The following is a 17,737-nucleotide window of genomic DNA, read 5'->3' as shown; positions in this document are numbered from 1 at the left end:
CCGGGCTCGTCGCAGGTTCTTGGCGTCTTCGCCGCGTCGGTTCGGCCCGCTAACGGGGCCAGCGCCGCTGAATCCGGCTACAATCCCGTTTTGCGCAACGAAAAGCACCCCCGTCACGGCCTCGTCCGTCATGGGCGGGGCGTTCGGGAGAGAGCCATGACCACCCATCGAGAGACCCGCGGATGACGCCAGGCACCCTGTTCGTGGTGGCCGCGCCGTCGGGCGCGGGCAAGTCGACGCTGGTCAACGCGCTGCTCGAACGGGAGCCGCAGATCTCGCTGTCCATCTCCCACACCACCCGGCCGCCGCGCCCGGGCGAGCAGTACGGCCGCCACTATTTCTTCGTGGAGCGCCCGGATTTCGAGAAGGAAATCACCGACGGCATCTTCCTCGAGCATGCCGAGGTGCACGGCAACCTCTACGGCACGTCGCGCACGGTGGTCGAGGAGAAGCTGGGCAGCGGCAGCGACGTGCTGCTGGAGATCGACTGGCAGGGCGCGCGCCAGGTACGCCAGGGCAAGCCCGATTGCGTGAGCGTATTCATCCTGCCGCCCTCGCGCGTGGAACTGGAGCGCCGTCTGAGGGGTCGTAACACCGACGCGGCGGACGTCATCGAGCGCCGGTTGATCAATTCCCGCGAAGAGATCGCCCATGCGCACGAATTCGACTACATCATCGTCAACGATCGCTTCGAAGACGCCCTGGCCGACCTCCAGGCGATCGTCCGGGCCGTCCGCCTTCGCGCGCCCCTCGAGGCGCTGCGTCACCACGAGCTGATCCAGGAGCTGATCGCCCCATGACCGACGACGCCATCGTCCGCGTACGCGGACTGACCACGGTCCTCAACGGCAAGACCATCTTCGACGCGCTCGACCTCGACATCCCGCGTGGCAAGGTCACGGCCATCATGGGCCCCAGCGGCACGGGCAAGACCACCCTGCTCAAGCACATCACCGGGCAGATGCGCGGGGACGCGGGCAGCGTGGAGGTCGACGGCGAGAACGTGCCGGCGCTGTCGCGCGAGCGCCTCTTCCGGTTGCGCGAACGCATCGGCTACCTGTTCCAGAACTCGGCCCTGCTGACCGACTTCGACGTCTTCGAGAACGTGGCCTTTCCTTTGCGCCAGCACACCCGGTTGCCGGAAGAACTCATCCGCAACATCGTGCTCAACAAGCTGCAGGCCGTGGGCCTGCGCGGCGCCGCGCGGCTGATGCCCACCGAGCTGTCGGGTGGCATGGCGCGTCGCGTGGCGCTGGCGCGTGCCATCGTCTTCGATCCGGCGCTCATCCTCTACGACGAACCTTTCGTGGGCCTGGACCCCATCGCGCTCAACCAGGTGCTGCTGCTCATTCGCACCCTCAACGAAACGCTGGGCATCACCAGCGTGCTGGTGGCCCACGAACTGGCGGCGGTGCAGAAGGTGGCCGACCACGTCTACCTCATCGCCAACGGCAAGGTCGTGGCCCAAGGCGCGCCCGACACGCTGGCCACCGACGGCTCGCCGTGGACGGCGCAGTTCTTCGGTGGCGAGGCCGATGGCCCGGTACCGTTCCAGTATCCCGCGGGCGATTACGCCGCCGCGCTCGGTTTCCCCGGAGGCAAGGCATGACCACCCGGGACGACAACGTCGTCACCCGTAGCCTGGCGCAGATCGGCGCCTGCGGCATCTTCGGGCTCACCATCCTCCGCGCCATCCCGCGCAGCATGCGCCATGGCCGCGAGACGATCCGGCAGATCTGGTTCGTGGGCGCGATGAGCCTCACCATCGTGATGACCTGCGGCCTGTTCGTGGGCATGGTGCTGGGCCTGCAGCTCTACGACGTGCTCTCGATCTTCGGCGGCACCTCGGCCACGGGCACGGTGGTGGCCATCGCCATCTATCGCGAGCTCGGGCCGGTGGTCACCGCGCTCCTGTTCGCCGGCCGCGCGGGCACCTCGATCACCGCCGAGATCGGCCTGATGCGGGCCACCGACCAGCTCGACGCCATGGAGATGATGGCGGTGGATCCCGTGGCCTACGTGGCCGCGCCGCGCTTTCTCGCCGGCGTGGTCGCGCTGCCCCTGCTGGCCATCGTGTTCTGCGCCATGGGCGTGTTCGGCGGCCACCTGGTGGGCGTCACCTGGCTGGGCATCGACAACGGCACGTTCTGGTCGAACATGACCGCCTCCGTCGACGTCCACAAGGACATCGTCAACGGCGTCCTCCTGAAATCGGTGGCCTTCGGCATCGTCGTTTCGCTGATCGCGGTGTTCCAGGGCTATACCACCCCACCCACCAGCGAAGGCGTCGCCTATGCGACCACGCGCACCGTGGTCGCTTCGTCCATCGCCATCCTGGCGCTGGACTTCGTGCTCACGTCGTTCCTGATCTGACGGCCACGGAGCCCGCCATGACTTTCATCCCTTTCGCATTCCACACGAGGATCGTGCCGTGACCCAGAGACGTTCCTATGCCGTCGGCACCGGCCTGTTCATCGTGCTCGGCTTCGCCGCCCTGGCCTATCTCGCCACGCAGACCACCTCGGTGGCCAATACGCATCGCGGGTCCACCTACGACGTGACCACCCGATTCGCCAACGTGGGCCAGCTCAAGGTCCGCGCACCGGTGAAGGTCGCGGGCGTGCGCGTCGGTTCGGTTGAATCGATCGACCTGGTGCCGGGCAAGGAAGAAGCCCGGGTCACCCTCGCCATCGACGACGGCCACAAGGACATCCCCCAGGATTCCGTGGCCACCATCTACACGAGCGGCCTGCTCGGCGACCAGTACGTCGGCATCCAGTTCGGCCAGTCGAAGACCCCGGTGAAGGAGGGCGGCGAGATCGGGCTGACCCGCCCGGCCCAGCAGCTGGAGGAAATGCTCGGCAAGTTCTTCGGTGGCGGCAGCGCCCCGGACCGCCTGGGCGGCACCTTCCACGTGACCGGCGATTTCACCAACATCGGCGGCCTGCAGCCGGGCGCCGCGGTGAAAATGGCCGGCGTGCCCATCGGCAGCGTCGAATCGGTGGTGGTCAAGCCGGGCGCCGTCGAGGCCACGGTGACCCTTGCGATCGACAAACGTTACTCCCAGATACCCAATGACTCGGCGGCCGCGGTGTTCACAAGCGGTTTGATCGGTAGCCAGTATGTTGCGATCCAGCCCGGCGGCTCGCCGGAATACCTGGCGGATGGTGACAGTCTCGTGCTGACGCAGTCTGCGCTCCAACTGGAAGACCTGATCGGCAAGTTCCTCGTGAACGGCTCGCCGAGCGACAACAAGAACGGCAACGCCCAGGGCGGTGCCCAACCCGATAACGCCGGCAAGAAATAACGCCGGTTCAGGAGATACCGCATGTTGCGTCAGCTTTCCCTCGCCATCGCCCTTGCCGTCGGTACGGTCGTGGCCGCACCCGTTCTCGCGCAGGATGCCGCCCCGGCGGCCGCATCGCAGAACCAGTCGCCCCAGCAGGTGGTGCAGCAGATTTCCGACGACCTGTCCAAGGCCATCGAAGGCCACCAGGCCGAACTGAAGAACGATAAAGAGAAGCTGATCGCCGTCATCGACGACACCTTCCTGCCGCACTTCGACATCGACTACGCCTCCATCCTCGTGCTCGGCCAGCATGCTCGCGCGGCCACGCCCGAGCAGCGCAACCGTTTCGCCAAGGCGTTCTACAACTCGATCACCCACCGCTATGCCGAGGGCCTGCTCAACTACACCCGCGGCCGCGTGAAGGTGTTGCCGTTCAGCGGCGACCTCAACAAGTCGCGCACCGTCGTCCGTACGCAGGTGATGCTCGACGACGGCAAGTCGGTGTCGGTGGACTACGCGTTCCGCCAGAGCAAGAGCGGCGACTGGAAGGCCTACGACGTGATCATCGAGGGTATCTCGTACATCACCAACTACCGCAACCAGGTCGACGCCGAGATCAAGAAGAACGGCGGCGACGGCAAGGGCCTCGACAAGCTCACCGCCGATCTGGAGCAGAAGGGCTCGGCGGCCATCGACCAGCTCCAGAAAGACGGCGGCGCGACGAAGTGAGCCAGCCGGCTTTTCAGCTGAGCACGCCGGCGCCGGATACCCTCGCGGTATCCGGCGCGCTCACGTTCGATACGGCGGCGGGTGCGCTGCATGCAGGGCGCGTCGAGCTGGACCGCGGTTCGCAGGGCGTGCTCGATCTGGCCGGTGTGACCCAGGCGGACAGCGCGGGCCTGGCGACGGTGCTGGCCCTGCTGGCGCATGCGCGCTCGAAGGGGCGAGCGATGGGCGTGGCCCATGCGCCGACGGGATTGCAGGCTCTCGCTCGCGTATCGGGTGTCGATACGCTGTTGTAAAAGCCGCATCGCCGGTTCGCGAAAACCGGACGCCTTGAGCCGGAACGAGCGACACCATCCACTCGGCTTTCGAACGAAAAAAAAAGCCCCGATCACGTCGGGGCTTTTTTCGTCACTGCGGCTTCTGCTTGTTCTGGTTTTCCCACTTGTGCTGCTCGTCGAGCAGCTCTTCGGGATCGAAGTTGGAATTGTTGTCGCCGCTGATGCCCTGCATGCGCTCGATGACGTCGGCGGGCGGGTTGCCGTCGTAGATCTGGTAGAGGCGCTGCTGGCGATAGGCGTCGCGCACGAATACGTACGGATCGTAGGCCGAAGCCAGGAAGCTCTCCGCGTCGATGGCGCGCGCGCGCAGCGTCACGAGGTAGAGAACCTGGGGAACGTAGTACTCGCCGTGGTGGAAATCGTGGTTGCGCGAGAGATAGCTGAGCGGGTCGAAGAAGTAGCTGTCGACCGGCAGGCGCCAGACGTCGCGAACGGTGGTGGGGCCGACGAAGGGCAGCACCAGGTAGTCGCCCTCGGGCACGCCCCAGCGGGCCAGGGTGACGCCGAAGTCGTTCTCGTGCAGCGGCATGCCGAGCAGGCTGGCCGGGTCCTTGAAGCCCAGGAAGCCGATCGTGAGGTTCACGATGAAGCGGCCGGTGGTGACCACGGCATCCTTCGGACGGGCCTGGAGCAGGTCGTTGGCCACCGTGATCGGCAGGCGGATGTTGGTGTAGAAGTCGCTGACCGCCGTACGGACCGCCGGGGTGGTGATCTTGCGGTAGCCGACGGCCACCGGCCGGATGGCCGCCTTGTCGAGCTTGTCGTTGAAGGCGTAGACCTTGCGGTTGAAGTGCTCGTTGGGGTCGTCGGTGCGCGGCGGCGCGATCTGGCAGGCGGCCAGCAGGCCGATGACCAGCAGGCCTAGCGCGGGGCGGACGATCCGGGAGAGGAATCTACGAGGCATGGGGATAGCTTCGGGTGGGCAGTACTTTAGTGTACCGCTTGGTTTTATTATTTGCACCCCGTGAAGGGTACCCGCGTGGGAACCGGGCATCATACCCCCGCCCCGATTGCCAGCCAACCGGGCAGGCCGGTAAACTGCGCTGTCAGAAGTTTCTTTATCGTCAAGGATTTGAAATGGCCCGTATTACCGTCGAAGACTGCCTCGAGGTAGTCGACAACCGCTTTGAGCTCGTGCTCATGGCGACCAAGCGCGCCCGCCAGCTCTCCAAGGGCGCCGAGCCCACGCTCGATCCGAACAACGACAAGCCGACCGTGCTCGCGCTGCGCGAGATCGCCGATCGCCGCGTCAACGACGAGATGATCGACGAGATCGACCGCGCCGCCCGCGAGCGCGCCGAGCGCGAAGCCCTCGAGTGGGCCGCCACCGAAGTGGACGACGACCTCTCGAAGGGTGGAGATGACTGATGACGCCGGGTCGCTGTCGACCCTGCCATCGTTCGTTCCCTGCGCACGCTGAGGCGCGGCTGGCGAGGCCGCGCGCGGGAGGCATCCACGCCTGAGGGCGCGAGGGTCTCCCATGAACGTCATCCCCGACAAAAAACTGACCGACGTCTCCGACGACACCCCGGTGCCTCCGTACGTGCAGGCGCTGGAGGACCGGGTGGGCGCGTATCTCCCCCACGAGCAGGTGCTGCGCATCCGGCGCGCTTTCCTGGTCGGCGCCGCGGCCCACGAGGGCCAGACCCGCAAGTCGGGTGAGCCCTATATCACCCATCCGGTCGCGGTCGCCCAGGTGCTGGCCGAGCTCGGCCTCGACGCCGAAACCATCATCGCCGCCATCCTTCACGACACGCTGGAGGACACCAAGCTCAGCCGCGAGGAGCTTGCCGGTGAATTCGGCGAGACCGTGGCGGAACTGGTCGACGGCGTCACCAAGCTCGACAAGATGCGTTTCTCCAGTCGCGCCGAGGCCGACGCGGAAAGCTTCCGCAAGATGCTGCTGGCGATGGCACGCGACCTGCGCGTGATCCTCATCAAGCTCTCCGACCGCCTGCACAACATGCGCACGCTGGGCGCGAAAGAGTCCGAGTCGCGCCGCCGCATCGCGCGCGAAACGCTCGAGATCTACGCGCCCATCGCGCAGCGCCTGGGCATGAACAAGTTCAAGGCCGAGCTGCAGGATCTCGGCTTCAAGGCCCTGTATCCCGATCGCCACCGCATCATCGCCGAGCGCATCCGCGCCGCGCTGGGTAACCGCCGCGAGGCGATGGGCAAGATCGAGATGGCGCTCGAGGGACGGCTCGCCGCCGAGAAGATTCCCGGCCGCGCGGTCAGCCGCATCAAGTCGCCGTGGAGCATCTATTCGAAGATGCGCAACGAGCACAAGTCGTTCGCGCAGCTCATGGACGTCTACGGCTTCCGCGTCATCACCGATACCGCGATGCACTGCTACCAGGCGCTGGGCGCGGTGCACGGCCTCTACAAACCGGTGGACGCGCGCTTCAAGGATTTCATCGCCATCCCCAAGGGCAACGGCTACCAGTCGCTGCACACCGTGCTGCTCGGTCCGTTCGGCGCTCCCATCGAGATCCAGATCCGCACGTCGGAAATGGAGTCGGTGGCCGAACGCGGCGTGGCCGCGCACTGGGCCTACAAGACCGACTCCGGCCCGGCCAACAGCGCGCAGCTGCGCGCCCGGGAGTGGCTCTCCGCGCTGGCCGACAGCCAGGCGCACACGCCCTCGGCGTCGGAATTCCTCGAGAACGTCAAGATCGATCTCTTCCCCGACGAGGTCTATCTGTTCACGCCGCGCGGCGACATCTTCTCGCTGCCGCGCAACGCCACCGCCCTGGATTTCGCCTACGCGGTGCATACCGACGTGGGCGATCACGCCGTGGCGGCGCGCGTCGACAAGAAGCTGGTGCCGCTGCGCACGCGGCTGGTCTCCGGACAGGTCGTGGAGGTCATCACCGCGCCGTCGGCCGTGCCCAATCCGGCCTGGCTCGAAGCGGTGGTCACCGGCAAGGCGCGCACCGCCATCCGCCAGTACCTCAAGCATCTCCAGCACGAGGATGCCGTGGATTTCGGCCACCGCATGCTCGACCGCGCGCTCGATGCGCGTGGCTTGAGCCTCGATGCCGTGCCGCCGGCCACGCTGGATCGCTTCCTCGATGACGCCAAGCTCAAGCGACTGGAAGAACTGCTCGCCGAGATCGCGCTAGGCAACCGCTTCGCCGATCAGGTGGCGAATCAGCTGGTGGCGCTGCTAGGACCGCGTGACGACCATCCGTCGGCCCAGCCGGCCGAGCATGCCGTTGAGAAGATCCGCATCAGTGGGGCGGAGCGTGGCGTGTTGAGCTTCGGCAACTGCTGTCATCCGCTGCCGGGCGACGAGATCGTCGGATTCCTGTCGTCGGGCAAGGGCATCGTCGTGCATCGCGTGGAATGCCCCAACGTGGCCGAGTTCCGCAAGACGCCCGAGCGCATCGTCGCCATCGAATGGGATCGCGACGTCAGCGGCGACTACCGTGCCGAGCTGCGCATCGAAGTGCTCAACCGTCCCGGCGTGCTCGCCACCGTGGCCGCCGCCATCGCCGACGCGGGCTCGAACATCGAGAACGTGGAGTACATCGAGCGCGACAGCACGGCCGCCACGCTGCTCTTCGCCATCGAGGTGAAGGGGCGCAAGCACCTGGCCGACGTGATGCGGCGCGTGCGGCGCACGGGCGTGGTGAGCGGCGTGTATCGCCACCCGCTTTAACCCGAAAACCGAGGCGATCCTGTTCGCCGATACGATCGGCTCCCACCCCTTCGGTAGCCGACTCGCCGAACCCGTCCGAAGGTTTTCGATGGCTGCCTGCCGAAGGGTGGGAGCCGATCGTATCGGCGAACGGCGACGCGGTATCGTACGGGCCGGGCGGTAGGCTCCCATCGACACGTCCGATAGACTCCCCCGATCCCCTCACGAGGAACGCCTCATGACCCGCAGCACCATCGCCACCGACAAGGCCCCGTCGGCCATCGGTCCGTACTCGCAGGCCGTCCGCGCCGGCAACACCGTGTACTTCTCGGGGCAGATCCCGCTCGATCCGGCGACGGGCAACCTCGTCGAAGGCGACATCACCGCGCAGACGCGCCGCGTGTTCGACAACCTCGTGGCCGTGGCCGAAGCCGCGGGCGGACAGCTTTCGGACATCGTCCGCGTGGGCATCTACGTGACCGACCTGGGAAACTTCGCCGCGGTCAACGCCGTGATGGCCGAGTACTTCCAGCAGCCGTATCCGGCGCGATCCACCATCGAAGTGTCCGCCCTGCCCAAGGGCGCGCAGGTCGAGGTCGACGCGATCCTCGTGCTGCCGTAAGGCGATCCCCGTAGCCGTGGCGTCACGCGCGAGCGCTCCCTCCGCCGTCCCCGCAGATCCGGGGCGGTCGCCCTTGACGACGCTCGGCGGCGTCGGGCCGGCGCTCGCCGATACGCTCGCGAAACTCGGCCTGCGCGAAGTGCAGGACCTCTGGTTCCATCTGCCGCTGCGCTACGAGGATCGCACCACCGTCGTGCCCATCGGCGACCTGCGTCCGGGCGACCGCGCGCAGGTGGAAGGCGTCGTCGAATTCGTCGAACGCGGGTTCCGGTTTCGCCCGCAGCTGAAAGTCGTCATCGGCGACGCATCGGGACGCGCGCTCCTGCTGCGTTTCTTCCATTTCCGCAAGGCGCAGGTCGACCAGCTTCCGAAGGGCACGCGGTTGCTGTGTTTCGGCGAGGTGCGCCAGGGCCCGCAGGGCCTGGAGATGGTGCACCCGCAATACCAGCGCGTCGACGGCGACGAGCCGGTGGTGGTCGACGAGCGCCTCACGCCGATCTATCCCACCACCGAAGGCCTGGGCCCACGTCGCCTGGCGGGCGTCATCGCTCGCGCCATGGCGCACCTGCCCACCGACGACCGTCTCGAACTCATTCCCGGCGATGTCGGCCGGCCGTCGGGGCTGACCTCGCTGCGCGAAGCGTTGCTCTACGTGCACCGGCCACCGCCGGACGTGGACCTGCGCCGCCTGGAGCAGGGCACGCATCCCGCCCAGCAACGCCTCGCCTTCGAAGAACTGCTCACCCAGCACCTCACGCTGCGACGCATGCGTGCCGCGGTGAAGAAGCGCAAGTCGCCTGCACTCAAGAGCGCGGGGACGTTGCGTGAGCGCCTGCTCGCTTCGCTGCCGTTTTCGTTGACCAGGGCACAGGCTCGCGTGTCCGGCGAAGTGGCTCGCGACCTGTCGCGCGCGCATCCCATGCTGCGCCTCGTCCAGGGCGATGTCGGCAGCGGCAAGACCGTGGTGGCCGCGCTGGCCGCCGTCGCGGCGGTGGAAAGCGGCTACCAGGTCGCGCTGATGGCGCCCACGGAACTGCTCGCCGAACAGCACCTGCGCAATTTCCGCGCATGGCTCGAGCCGCTCGGCCTCGACGTGGAATGGCTCGCGGGCAAGGTGCAGGGCCGAGCGCGCAAGAGCGCGATCGCACGCGTCGCCGATGGCAGCGCGCACGTCGTGGTCGGTACGCACGCGCTCATGCAGGAAGGCGTGGCGTTTTCGAAGCTCGGCCTGGTCATCGTCGACGAACAGCACCGTTTCGGCGTGCACCAGCGACTCGCATTGCGCGACAAGGGCGCGGAAGGCGAACTCATACCGCACCAGCTCGTGCTCACCGCCACCCCGATCCCGCGCACGCTGGCCATGAGCGCCTATGCCGACCTCGACGTCTCGTCCATCGACGAACTGCCGCCCGGACGCACGCCGGTGCAGACGGTGGCGATTTCCAACGAGCGCCGTTACGACGTGATGGAACGCATCCATTCGGCCTGCATGGAAGGACGCCAGGTCTACTGGGTCTGCACGTTGATCGAGGAATCCGAGCAGCTCAACGCGCAGGCGGCCGAAGTAGCGCATGCCGAGTTGACGCTCGCGCTGCCCGATCTCTCGGTGGGACTCATCCACGGACGGATGAAGCCGAAGGAAAAGCAGGCGGTGATGGATGCGTTCAAGAACCGCGAACTGGCCGTGCTGGTCGCCACCACGGTCATCGAGGTGGGCGTCGACGTGCCGAACGCGAGCCTCATGGTGATCGAGAACAGCGAGCGGCTGGGCCTCGCCCAGTTGCACCAGTTGCGCGGCCGCGTGGGGCGCGGGTCGATCGCTTCCACGTGCGTGCTGCTTTACCAGACGCCGCTGTCGCGCCTGGCGAAGGAGCGCCTGCAGGTGATGCGCGAGACCAACGACGGGTTTCGCATCGCGGAGAAAGACCTCGAGTTGCGCGGCCCGGGTGAAGTGCTGGGCACGCGCCAGACGGGCCAGTTGCAGTTCCGTATCGCCGACCTCGCGCGCGACGGCCACCTCATGCCCGAGGTGCAGCGCGTGGCCGAGGCGATGATGCGTGATCATCCGGCGCGTTGCGAAAGGCTCATTGCGCGGTGGGTGGGGGATGCCGCGCGATACGTCGATGCCTGAAACCGTGTCGCGGGCAGGTATCGCCGATACGATCGGCTCCCACCCCTTCGGTAGCGAACTCACTACCGAAGGGGTGGGAGCCGATCGTATCGGCGAAACACGGTTGCGAAGGGCTAGGCTCCCAACCCGAGGTGTGCCCGCACCTTCTCCGCGATCGCCACCGTCTCCCGCAACGGCTCCTGCAAGTCCGAGGTCACGGCGTCCATGTCGTGCAAGCGGCGTGTCGCCCGCAACTCGGCATGGAACCGTTCGAGCTTGGCCGGTAGCGGTCCGCTCACCAGCGTATGCACCGGACGCCCCGTGGCACACGCTTCGGAGAGCATGTTCACCGAGTCCGGCGTGACCGCCAGCCGGTCCGACCAGCCCAGTACGCCAGGGTAGGGATTGGGTCCATCGGTGGATGAGGTCCAGACGAAGCCCGGCAGCCCGGCGAACGCGGCATGGATCATCGGCAGCTGCGCCGCCGGCGTGCGTCGCGACGTCACCACCAGCAGCGAACCGCCGTCGCGCGCATGCCGCGCCTTCACCGCCTCGAGAAACGCCGCCGTCGTGGCGGCATCCACCGGTCGTCCATGCATGTCGCCGCCGATCAGGACGCCGAGGCGGGGCGAGGGCAGGTCGGCGAACGCGGCAAAGCCCGCCCGGGCGTCGCCGAGCCAGGCGCCGTCGACGGGGTTGAGCGAGCCCAGGGACGCGAGCACGTTGTCGCCCGACAGCTCGTCGTGCTTCGGTGCCACCACGAGATCCCAGTGCCGCGTATCGATGCGCGGATCGAGCAGCTGCACGGCGAGGGTGCGGCCACCCGACCAGCGGCGGAGCTGGCGCGTGGCCCAGGCCGCGATGCGGCCGCAGCCGATGGCCAGCGTGGGCCAGGGCGGGAGGAGGGCATCGTCGCGTCCCCCCAGCGCCAGCCGCGAGCCGGGCAGGAGGCGCGGTGCCAACCAGGACCAGGGCGGGCGCAGTTCCACCACGATCTCGCGAATCGACGGCGTGAGCGCCTCGGCCAGGGCGAGCGCCTGGCGGCGGTTACCGGCGGCGCCGTCGGTCAACACCCAGCACGAGGGCGTCGCAGGCTCCTTCATGGACGGGTTCCGGGGCGGATTGTTATCGAATTCGGCACAGTTCGTTCCTCACCCGGTGATTGGCTAATCCGTTCGCCCTGCGTAGATTCTACAATCGGTTCAGTAAGCCACTTTACAAGGATACGCATGTCCTCTCCCTTGCCCGATGCCTCGCTCGACCAGATCTTCCTCTCCGCCCGCACCTTCAACGCGTGGCTGGACAAGGAGGTCACCGACGATCAGCTTCGCCGCATCTACGACCTGGCGAAGATGGGGCCCACCTCCGCCAACTCGTCGCCGATGCGCGTGCGCTTCATCAAGTCGAAGGACGCCAAGGAGCGCCTGCGCCCGTTCCTCAGCGAGGGCAACCTCGCCAAGACGATGGCGGCACCGGTCACGGCAATCGTCGCCACCGACTTCGCCTTCTACGAAAAACTGCCCAAACTGTTCCCGCACGCCGACGCGCGTAGCTGGTTCGAAGGCAACCAGGCGCTGGTCGAGGCCACGGGTGCCCGCAACGGCAGCCTGCAGGGCGCTTACCTGATCATCGCCGCGCGCGCGTTGGGCCTGGACTGCGGACCGATGTCCGGTTTCGACCAGGCCGGCGTGGACGCCGAATTCTTCGGCGGCACGTTCATCAAGTCGAATTTCCTCGTGAACATCGGCTATGGCGATGCCGGCACCGGCCTCTTCCCGCGAAGCCCTCGCCTGGATTTCGACGAGGCGGCACAGATCCTCTGATTTTCCCGCGGCGACCGTCCGGTCCCGCTGCAAACGGCAGTACCCACCCTCACCGCTGGAGACACACGATGCGCGCCTTCCGTTACCTCGCCCTCGCCGGCCTGCTGGCCACCGCCGGCGCCGCCGCCGCCGCCCCGGTCACCTACAAGCTCGACCCGACCCACACGATGGTGCTGTTCAGCTGGAACCACTTCGGTTTCTCGAACCCGTCGGCCGACCTCAACAACGTCGACGGCACCCTCGTCTACGACGAGAAGGATCCGACCAAGGCGACGGTCGAGGCCACCTTCAAGCTGGCCGACCTCGACACCTTCGTGCCGAAGCTCGACGAACACCTGAAGTCGAAGGACTTCTTCGACGCCGCGCAGTACCCGACCATCACCTTCAAGAGCACCAAGGTCGCCACCGCGGGCAAGGACAAGCTGAAGGTCACCGGTGACCTCACCGTGCACGGCGTCACCAAGCCGGTCACCCTCGACGCCACCCTGAACAAGATCGGGCCGCATCCGATGATGAAGGTGCAGACCGTCGGCTTCGACGCGACCGCCACCCTCAAGCGTTCCGACTTCGGCGTCGGCGCCTATGTGCCCAACGTGTCCGACGAGATCAAGATCCGCATCACCACCGAAGCGCACGCCGACAAGTAATCGGTTTCGCCCGGACCCCGGTGGGAGCGGACCCCGTCCGCGCCCACCTTCCCGGCCTCGAACGGCCGCTGAGCGGCCTTTGCTGACCGTGAGCGTCATGCGCGTTTCCGGTGGGGCGGGGCAGGCGATCCTGCTACCATCCGTAGCCCCGCTAGACCGCATCGCCCGGAGCTTCCCCATGTCCCGCCCCAATCCCGCGGCCGCGCCGCTGATCCCGGCGAACGCCGAAAACCGTTACGACGTGACCCGTGCCGACCTGCCGCTGTCCTGCCCGATGCCGGGCATGTACCTGTGGAACTCGCACCCGAAAGTCTACCTGCCGATCGAAGACGACGGCGGCACCTCCAAGTGCTCCTATTGCGGCGCGACCTACGTCCTGAAAGACTGACGGCACGGCGCGGGCACGCTTCCTGCTTCGCCTGCGCACCCTTTCCACGGACCGCCCATGGCCACCGTCTTCCCGCACCGGACGATGACCGTCGTGCAACTGGTTCCCTCCCTTCACTCGGGCGGTGCCGAGCGCTCGACCCTTGAAATCGCACGGGCCCTGGTCCAGGCGGGGCATCGCTCGGTCGTGATTTCGGCGGGCGGCCGCCTCGTGGCCCAGCTCGAAGCCGAAGGCAGCCGGCACGTCAGCCTGCCGATCGGCCGCAAGGCGTTTTCCACGCTTTTCATGACGGGCAAGCTGCGCCGCGTGTTGCGCGACATCCAGCCCGACATCGTGCACGCGCGCTCCCGGCTGCCAGGTTGGCTCGGCTGGTGGGCGTTGCGCGGGATGAAGCCGCGCCCGCATTTCGTCACCACGGTGCACGGCCTGAATACGCCGGGGCGCTACAGCGCCATCCTCCTGCGCGGCGAACGCGTCATCGTGGTCTCGCAGACCCTGCGCGATTACGTGCTGCGCCATTATCCCCGCGATATCGAAGCCTCGCGCATCACGGTGATCCCGCGCGGCATCGACACCGACGCGTTTCCCTACGGCTACCGGCCCGACGATGCCTGGCAACGGGCCTTCTTCGAACAGTATCCGCAGCTCGCGGGGGCACCCCTGCTCACCCTGCCCGGGCGCGGCACGCGGCTGAAGGGCCATGCCGACGCCATCGAACTCATCGGCGACCTCGCCCAGCGCTCCATCGACGCGCGGCTCATGCTGCTGGGCGCGGATGAGCCGGGCCGCGAGGCCTACGTGGAAGAACTGCGCCAGCTCATCCGCGCGCGCGGGCTCGAGGACAAGGTGGCGATCTCGCCTGCGCGATCCGACGTGCGCGACGTCTACGCCATGTCGGCGCTGGTGTTGCAGCTATCGAATCGCCCCGAGTCGTTCGGCCGTACCGTGGTCGAAGCGCTCGCGTTGTGCCGGCCGGTGATCGGCTACGCCCATGGGGGTGTCGGCGAACTGCTCGCGGAGCTCTATCCCGCCGGCCGCGTGCCGCTGGGCGATCGCGAGAAGCTGGTCGAGCGGGCCGCCGAACTCCTGCGTTTCGCGCCCCCCATTCCGCCGCCGCGCAGCTATCGCCTCGTCGACATGCAGTCGGCCACCCTGGCCCTCTACGCCGACGTGGTCGAAGGCGTGCCGGTCGCGTGAGTACCGGTCTGTCGGCGAGGATCCGCGCCGGTCTCGCCTCGCCCCTGTTGCCGATCTGGCTCGTGCCGGCCCTGCTGCCGCTGGGGCGCAGCGCCGAGCTGGGCGTGTTCCTCAGTCTCGTCGGCACCGTGCTGCTGCTGGTGCGCGAGCCGCGTTCCCTCGCCCATCACCCTGGCGCGAAGCTGTTCCTGTGGCTGTTCGCCGTTTATGCGGGCGCCGCGCTGGTCTCGGCGGTGGATGCCGTGGCACCGGGCAAGACCTGGGGCACCGTGGCGGCGATCCTGCGCTTCGCGCCGTTGGGCATCTATACCTGTTTCGCCATGCGCCGCCCGGGAAAAGTCCGGGCGCTCTACACGGCCACGGCCGCGGTCGTGGCGATCTGGGTGGTGGATGCCTGGGTGCAGGCGCTCACCGGCTACGGCCTTGCCGGTGCGTCCAACGCCGAGCGCCTCTCCGGCATCTTCGGCGCCACCAACCTCAAACTCGGGCCGGCGCTGTCGGCTTGCGCGCCGTTCCTGCTCTGGACGGCGCGCGAGCGTTACGGCCGGCGCGGCCTCGCCCTGGCGTTCCTGCTGACGCTTGGCCCGGTGCTGCTTTCCGGCTCGCGCGCTTCGTGGATCTGCTACGGCATCGTGGCCGTGGCTTTCCTGTGGATCGAAGCCGGTTCGTTCCGTCGCTTCGCCGCCGCCTGCGTCGGCCTGGGCGTGGCCCTGCTGGTGGTCGGCGCGCTGGCCTGGCAGGTATCGCCGCGTTTTCGCGATCGGGTGGCGCATACGGTGCCCGCGCTCACCGGCACCAGCGCGGGCATCGACAGCGCGCTCACCGGCCGCCTGGACATCTGGACCACCTCGCTTCGCCTGTATGCCACGCATCCCGTGAACGGCGTGGGCGTGCGGGGTTTCCGCGTTGCGTATCCGTCCGCCGCCACGCCCGGCGATCACTTCCTCACCATGGAAAAGTGCGGCGAGGGCGAGGGTGCCTGTCACGCGCACCAGGTGCTGCTGGAAGTCGCGACGGAGACCGGCACCCTCGGCCTGCTCGCATGGCTGGCCGCCGCCGTCTTCGCCGTTCGCCGCTGGTGGATGGCGGGAGCGGTCGCTCGCGCCCGCGCGTTCCCGGCCACTGTGGCGCTGGTGGCGATCCTCTTTCCGCTGAACACGCACATGGCGTTCTATTCGGCGTGGTGGGGGTTGTTCGCCGCGTGGCTGCTGTCCGTCTGGTGCGCGGCGCTCTACGCGGACCTTCCCGACGTGGAGCCACGCCATGGCGCGTGAGCCGCTGTCGGTGGTGGTCACCACCTTCGACAACGCCGACACCATCGGCGCGTGCCTTCAGTCGGTGCGTTTCGCCGACGAGATCGTGGTGCTCGATTCGGGTTCCACCGACGGCACGACGGACATCGCCCGGGAAAATGGCGCGAGAGTGCATGTGCAGCCTTTCGCCGGCTACAGCGCGCAGAAGCAGGCGGCGATCGACCTGGCGACGAACGCCTGGGTGTTGCTGCTGGATTCGGACGAAGTGTTGCCCGGCGCGGCGGCGGAAACCGTGCGTGGCGCGCTGGTGTCTCCCGGCGTCGCGGGCTTCGTGCTCCTGCGTCGCGAATGGGTGTTCTGGCGCTGGCAGCCGGCGCGCGCACGGTTGAATCACTACGTGCGCCTTTTCGATCGCCGCCGTGCCCGCATGAGCGGCCACGAGGTGCATGAGAGCGTGATGGTCGACGGGCCCGTGCGCCAGCTCGACGCCGTGATCGATCATTACGGCGAGCGCGACATCGAGGGTCGGGTCGACAAGGCCAACCGCTATTCGTCGTTGCAGGTGCGCGATCGCCATACGCGGCGGCCGTCGTTCCTGCGCACGCGCATGGTGGTGTACCCCACGGTGGCCTTCGTCCGTTACTACCTATGGCGGGGCCATTGGCGTGGTGGCTGGGCCGGCTTCGTCGCCGCGCGCGTGCACGCGTTCTACGCCTTCCTCAAGTACGCCAAGCTCTACGAGCGCGAACGGTCAGGCGGCCAGCGCGACGTCGGGTCGGAGTCCGAACGCGGCGACCAGTAGGCCGCATACCTCGAGGCGAAGCGCCTCGCGACGGCGGAACTCCGCGCGACGCTTGCTCTCGACGTCGGCGATGTCGCGCACGGGTTCGCGCGGCGACAACGCGTAGAAACCGTCTTCGGCCGCGACGGCATCGGCCTCGAGCCAGAACGCGTCGTAATCGGCCTTGATCTTGTCCGGCCGCGGATGCGCGGCATTGCCGATACAGAGGACGCGTTCCACGCCCATCGCCTCGGCGAGCGAACGGATCATCGACAGCAGCAGGTTCTTCGGACGCAAGCCGTGGCACTGGCGGGTGAACTCGCGCACGGCGTCGCGGCCGGCGTTCTTGGCCGCGCCCTGCAGGCAGCCGACGACGATGGCGCGTCCACCGTCGATGAAGGTGATGGCCGCATAGGAAATCTGCAGGCCGTCGTCGTCGGTGATCGACAGGCTCATCTCGCCTTCGCGGTCGCGCAGGCGCGGCGCCTTCAGGATCACGTGCAGGCCGTGGCCGTCACGCAGGGCCACCCGTCCCAGGTTCACCCGGCGCGTGCGGTAGAGGCCGTCGAACAGTTCGCGGGGAAAGCGGGCCAGCGCGAAGGCGTAGTGCGAGCGCAAGGCCTCCAGGCGCCGATCGATCGACCAGCGGCGGCAGATGTAGCGGTGCTGGTAGCGCTCGACGAGGGTGCCGTCGATCCGTGCCAGGCCATGCATGCCGGGTGCTTCCAGTTGCGCCAGCCAGGCGTCGTGCGCGCGGAAACGCACGGCCGAGCGGCCGATGTACGCCGCCACGGCACCGATGGCGCGCGTGCGCCTGCTGTGCCAGCGCATGCGCCCGCGCAACGAGCGCGCGAAACGGAAGATCGACTGCATGGGGAAAGACATCCATCGTCTGGGGATGGCGTCGTTGTACGCTCGCG

Annotated in this window: 19 protein-coding genes; 16 read left to right on the top strand and 3 right to left on the bottom strand. The window is 67.7% G+C overall.

The window, feature by feature from the left end:
- Nucleotides 1-182 precede the first annotated feature (182 nt).
- Genes gmk through JNG39_RS09100 form a run of 6 tightly spaced genes read left to right on the top strand, consistent with a single transcriptional unit; the run spans nucleotide 183 to nucleotide 4,311 of the window.
- Complete coding sequence (gene gmk / locus JNG39_RS09125) at nucleotides 183-800, top strand: guanylate kinase (RefSeq protein WP_368310900.1); 618 nt, start codon at nucleotides 183-185, stop codon at nucleotides 798-800.
- Nucleotides 797-1,609 (top strand): ABC transporter ATP-binding protein, encoded by an 813-nt coding sequence (locus JNG39_RS09120; protein ID WP_368310899.1) that lies wholly within the window; start codon nucleotides 797-799, stop codon nucleotides 1,607-1,609. The genes gmk and JNG39_RS09120 overlap by 4 nt, the downstream gene beginning before the upstream one ends.
- Nucleotides 1,606-2,373, top strand: a complete 768-nt coding sequence (mlaE, locus tag JNG39_RS09115; RefSeq protein WP_368310897.1) for a lipid asymmetry maintenance ABC transporter permease subunit MlaE — start codon at nucleotides 1,606-1,608, stop codon at nucleotides 2,371-2,373. Before JNG39_RS09120 ends, mlaE begins: the two co-directional genes overlap by 4 nt.
- A 58-nt stretch (nucleotides 2,374-2,431) precedes the next feature.
- Nucleotides 2,432-3,307, top strand: coding sequence for an outer membrane lipid asymmetry maintenance protein MlaD (gene mlaD, locus JNG39_RS09110; RefSeq protein ID WP_368310896.1), 876 nt, complete (start codon nucleotides 2,432-2,434; stop codon nucleotides 3,305-3,307).
- Between the two features lie 21 nt (nucleotides 3,308-3,328).
- On the top strand, nucleotides 3,329-4,018 hold the full coding sequence (locus tag JNG39_RS09105) for a phospholipid-binding protein MlaC (protein ID WP_368310895.1): 690 nt from the start codon (nucleotides 3,329-3,331) through the stop codon (nucleotides 4,016-4,018).
- The gene (locus JNG39_RS09100) at nucleotides 4,015-4,311 is read left to right on the top strand and encodes a lipid asymmetry maintenance protein MlaB (protein WP_247372986.1); all 297 of its coding nucleotides are present in this window, start codon (nucleotides 4,015-4,017) and stop codon (nucleotides 4,309-4,311) included. Before JNG39_RS09105 ends, JNG39_RS09100 begins: the two co-directional genes overlap by 4 nt.
- A 112-nt stretch (nucleotides 4,312-4,423) precedes the next feature.
- Here JNG39_RS09100 and JNG39_RS09095 read toward each other — a convergent pair whose 3' ends face one another.
- On the bottom strand, nucleotides 4,424-5,257 hold the full coding sequence (locus JNG39_RS09095) for a VacJ family lipoprotein (RefSeq protein ID WP_368310893.1): 834 nt from the start codon (nucleotides 5,255-5,257) through the stop codon (nucleotides 4,424-4,426).
- A gap of 173 nt (nucleotides 5,258-5,430) precedes the next feature.
- Between JNG39_RS09095 and rpoZ the strand changes: the two genes are divergently transcribed.
- The 4 genes from rpoZ to recG all read left to right on the top strand — a co-directional run bounded on the left by rpoZ (nucleotide 5,431) and on the right by recG (nucleotide 10,749).
- Nucleotides 5,431-5,721: a DNA-directed RNA polymerase subunit omega gene (rpoZ, locus tag JNG39_RS09090; RefSeq protein ID WP_247372989.1), complete on the top strand. Its 291-nt coding sequence runs from the start codon at nucleotides 5,431-5,433 to the stop codon at nucleotides 5,719-5,721.
- Nucleotides 5,722-5,833: 112 nt separating this feature from the next.
- Entirely contained in the window at nucleotides 5,834-8,017 is a 2,184-nt protein-coding gene (locus tag JNG39_RS09085; RefSeq protein WP_368310891.1) for a bifunctional (p)ppGpp synthetase/guanosine-3',5'-bis(diphosphate) 3'-pyrophosphohydrolase, read from the top strand.
- A 217-nt stretch (nucleotides 8,018-8,234) separates the two neighbouring features.
- Nucleotides 8,235-8,618 carry a RidA family protein gene (locus tag JNG39_RS09080; RefSeq protein WP_368310889.1) on the top strand — a complete coding sequence of 128 codons (384 nt, stop codon included), beginning with the start codon at nucleotides 8,235-8,237 and terminating at the stop codon, nucleotides 8,616-8,618.
- Between the two features lie 16 nt (nucleotides 8,619-8,634).
- Complete coding sequence (gene recG / locus JNG39_RS09075) at nucleotides 8,635-10,749, top strand: ATP-dependent DNA helicase RecG (protein WP_368310887.1); 2,115 nt, start codon at nucleotides 8,635-8,637, stop codon at nucleotides 10,747-10,749.
- Nucleotides 10,750-10,862: 113 nt separating this feature from the next.
- Here the strand turns inward: recG and JNG39_RS09070 are convergent, their stop codons facing one another.
- Complete coding sequence (locus JNG39_RS09070; RefSeq protein ID WP_368310886.1) at nucleotides 10,863-11,831, bottom strand: mitochondrial fission ELM1 family protein; 969 nt, start codon at nucleotides 11,829-11,831, stop codon at nucleotides 10,863-10,865.
- 126 nt (nucleotides 11,832-11,957) lie between these two features.
- Between JNG39_RS09070 and JNG39_RS09065 the strand changes: the two genes are divergently transcribed.
- From JNG39_RS09065 to JNG39_RS09040, 6 genes are all read left to right on the top strand, one after another.
- Complete coding sequence (locus tag JNG39_RS09065) at nucleotides 11,958-12,551, top strand: malonic semialdehyde reductase (protein WP_368310884.1); 594 nt, start codon at nucleotides 11,958-11,960, stop codon at nucleotides 12,549-12,551.
- 68 nt (nucleotides 12,552-12,619) lie between these two features.
- On the top strand, nucleotides 12,620-13,198 hold the full coding sequence (locus JNG39_RS09060; RefSeq protein WP_368310883.1) for a YceI family protein: 579 nt from the start codon (nucleotides 12,620-12,622) through the stop codon (nucleotides 13,196-13,198).
- Between the two features lie 178 nt (nucleotides 13,199-13,376).
- A complete protein-coding gene (locus JNG39_RS09055) occupies nucleotides 13,377-13,586 on the top strand; it encodes a zinc-finger domain-containing protein (RefSeq protein ID WP_144913399.1) in 210 nt (69 codons plus the stop codon).
- 57 nt (nucleotides 13,587-13,643) lie between these two features.
- Nucleotides 13,644-14,783 carry a glycosyltransferase gene (locus tag JNG39_RS09050; RefSeq protein ID WP_247372997.1) on the top strand — a complete coding sequence of 380 codons (1,140 nt, stop codon included), beginning with the start codon at nucleotides 13,644-13,646 and terminating at the stop codon, nucleotides 14,781-14,783.
- On the top strand, nucleotides 14,780-16,057 hold the full coding sequence (locus JNG39_RS09045; protein WP_368310882.1) for an O-antigen ligase family protein: 1,278 nt from the start codon (nucleotides 14,780-14,782) through the stop codon (nucleotides 16,055-16,057). Before JNG39_RS09050 ends, JNG39_RS09045 begins: the two co-directional genes overlap by 4 nt.
- On the top strand, nucleotides 16,047-16,838 hold the full coding sequence (locus tag JNG39_RS09040; protein ID WP_368310880.1) for a glycosyltransferase family 2 protein: 792 nt from the start codon (nucleotides 16,047-16,049) through the stop codon (nucleotides 16,836-16,838). Before JNG39_RS09045 ends, JNG39_RS09040 begins: the two co-directional genes overlap by 11 nt.
- Here JNG39_RS09040 and JNG39_RS09035 read toward each other — a convergent pair.
- Entirely contained in the window at nucleotides 16,788-17,690 is a 903-nt protein-coding gene (locus tag JNG39_RS09035) for a VirK/YbjX family protein (protein WP_368310878.1), read from the bottom strand. The two genes, JNG39_RS09040 and JNG39_RS09035, sit on opposite strands and share 51 nt — an antisense overlap.
- Nucleotides 17,691-17,737 lie beyond the last annotated feature (47 nt).

Source organism: Luteibacter sp. CQ10 (assembly GCF_040900725.1).
GTDB lineage: Bacteria > Pseudomonadota > Gammaproteobacteria > Xanthomonadales > Rhodanobacteraceae > Luteibacter.
Note: the sequence above shows the minus strand (reverse complement) of the source record. Positions and strands in the feature narration are given on the sequence as shown.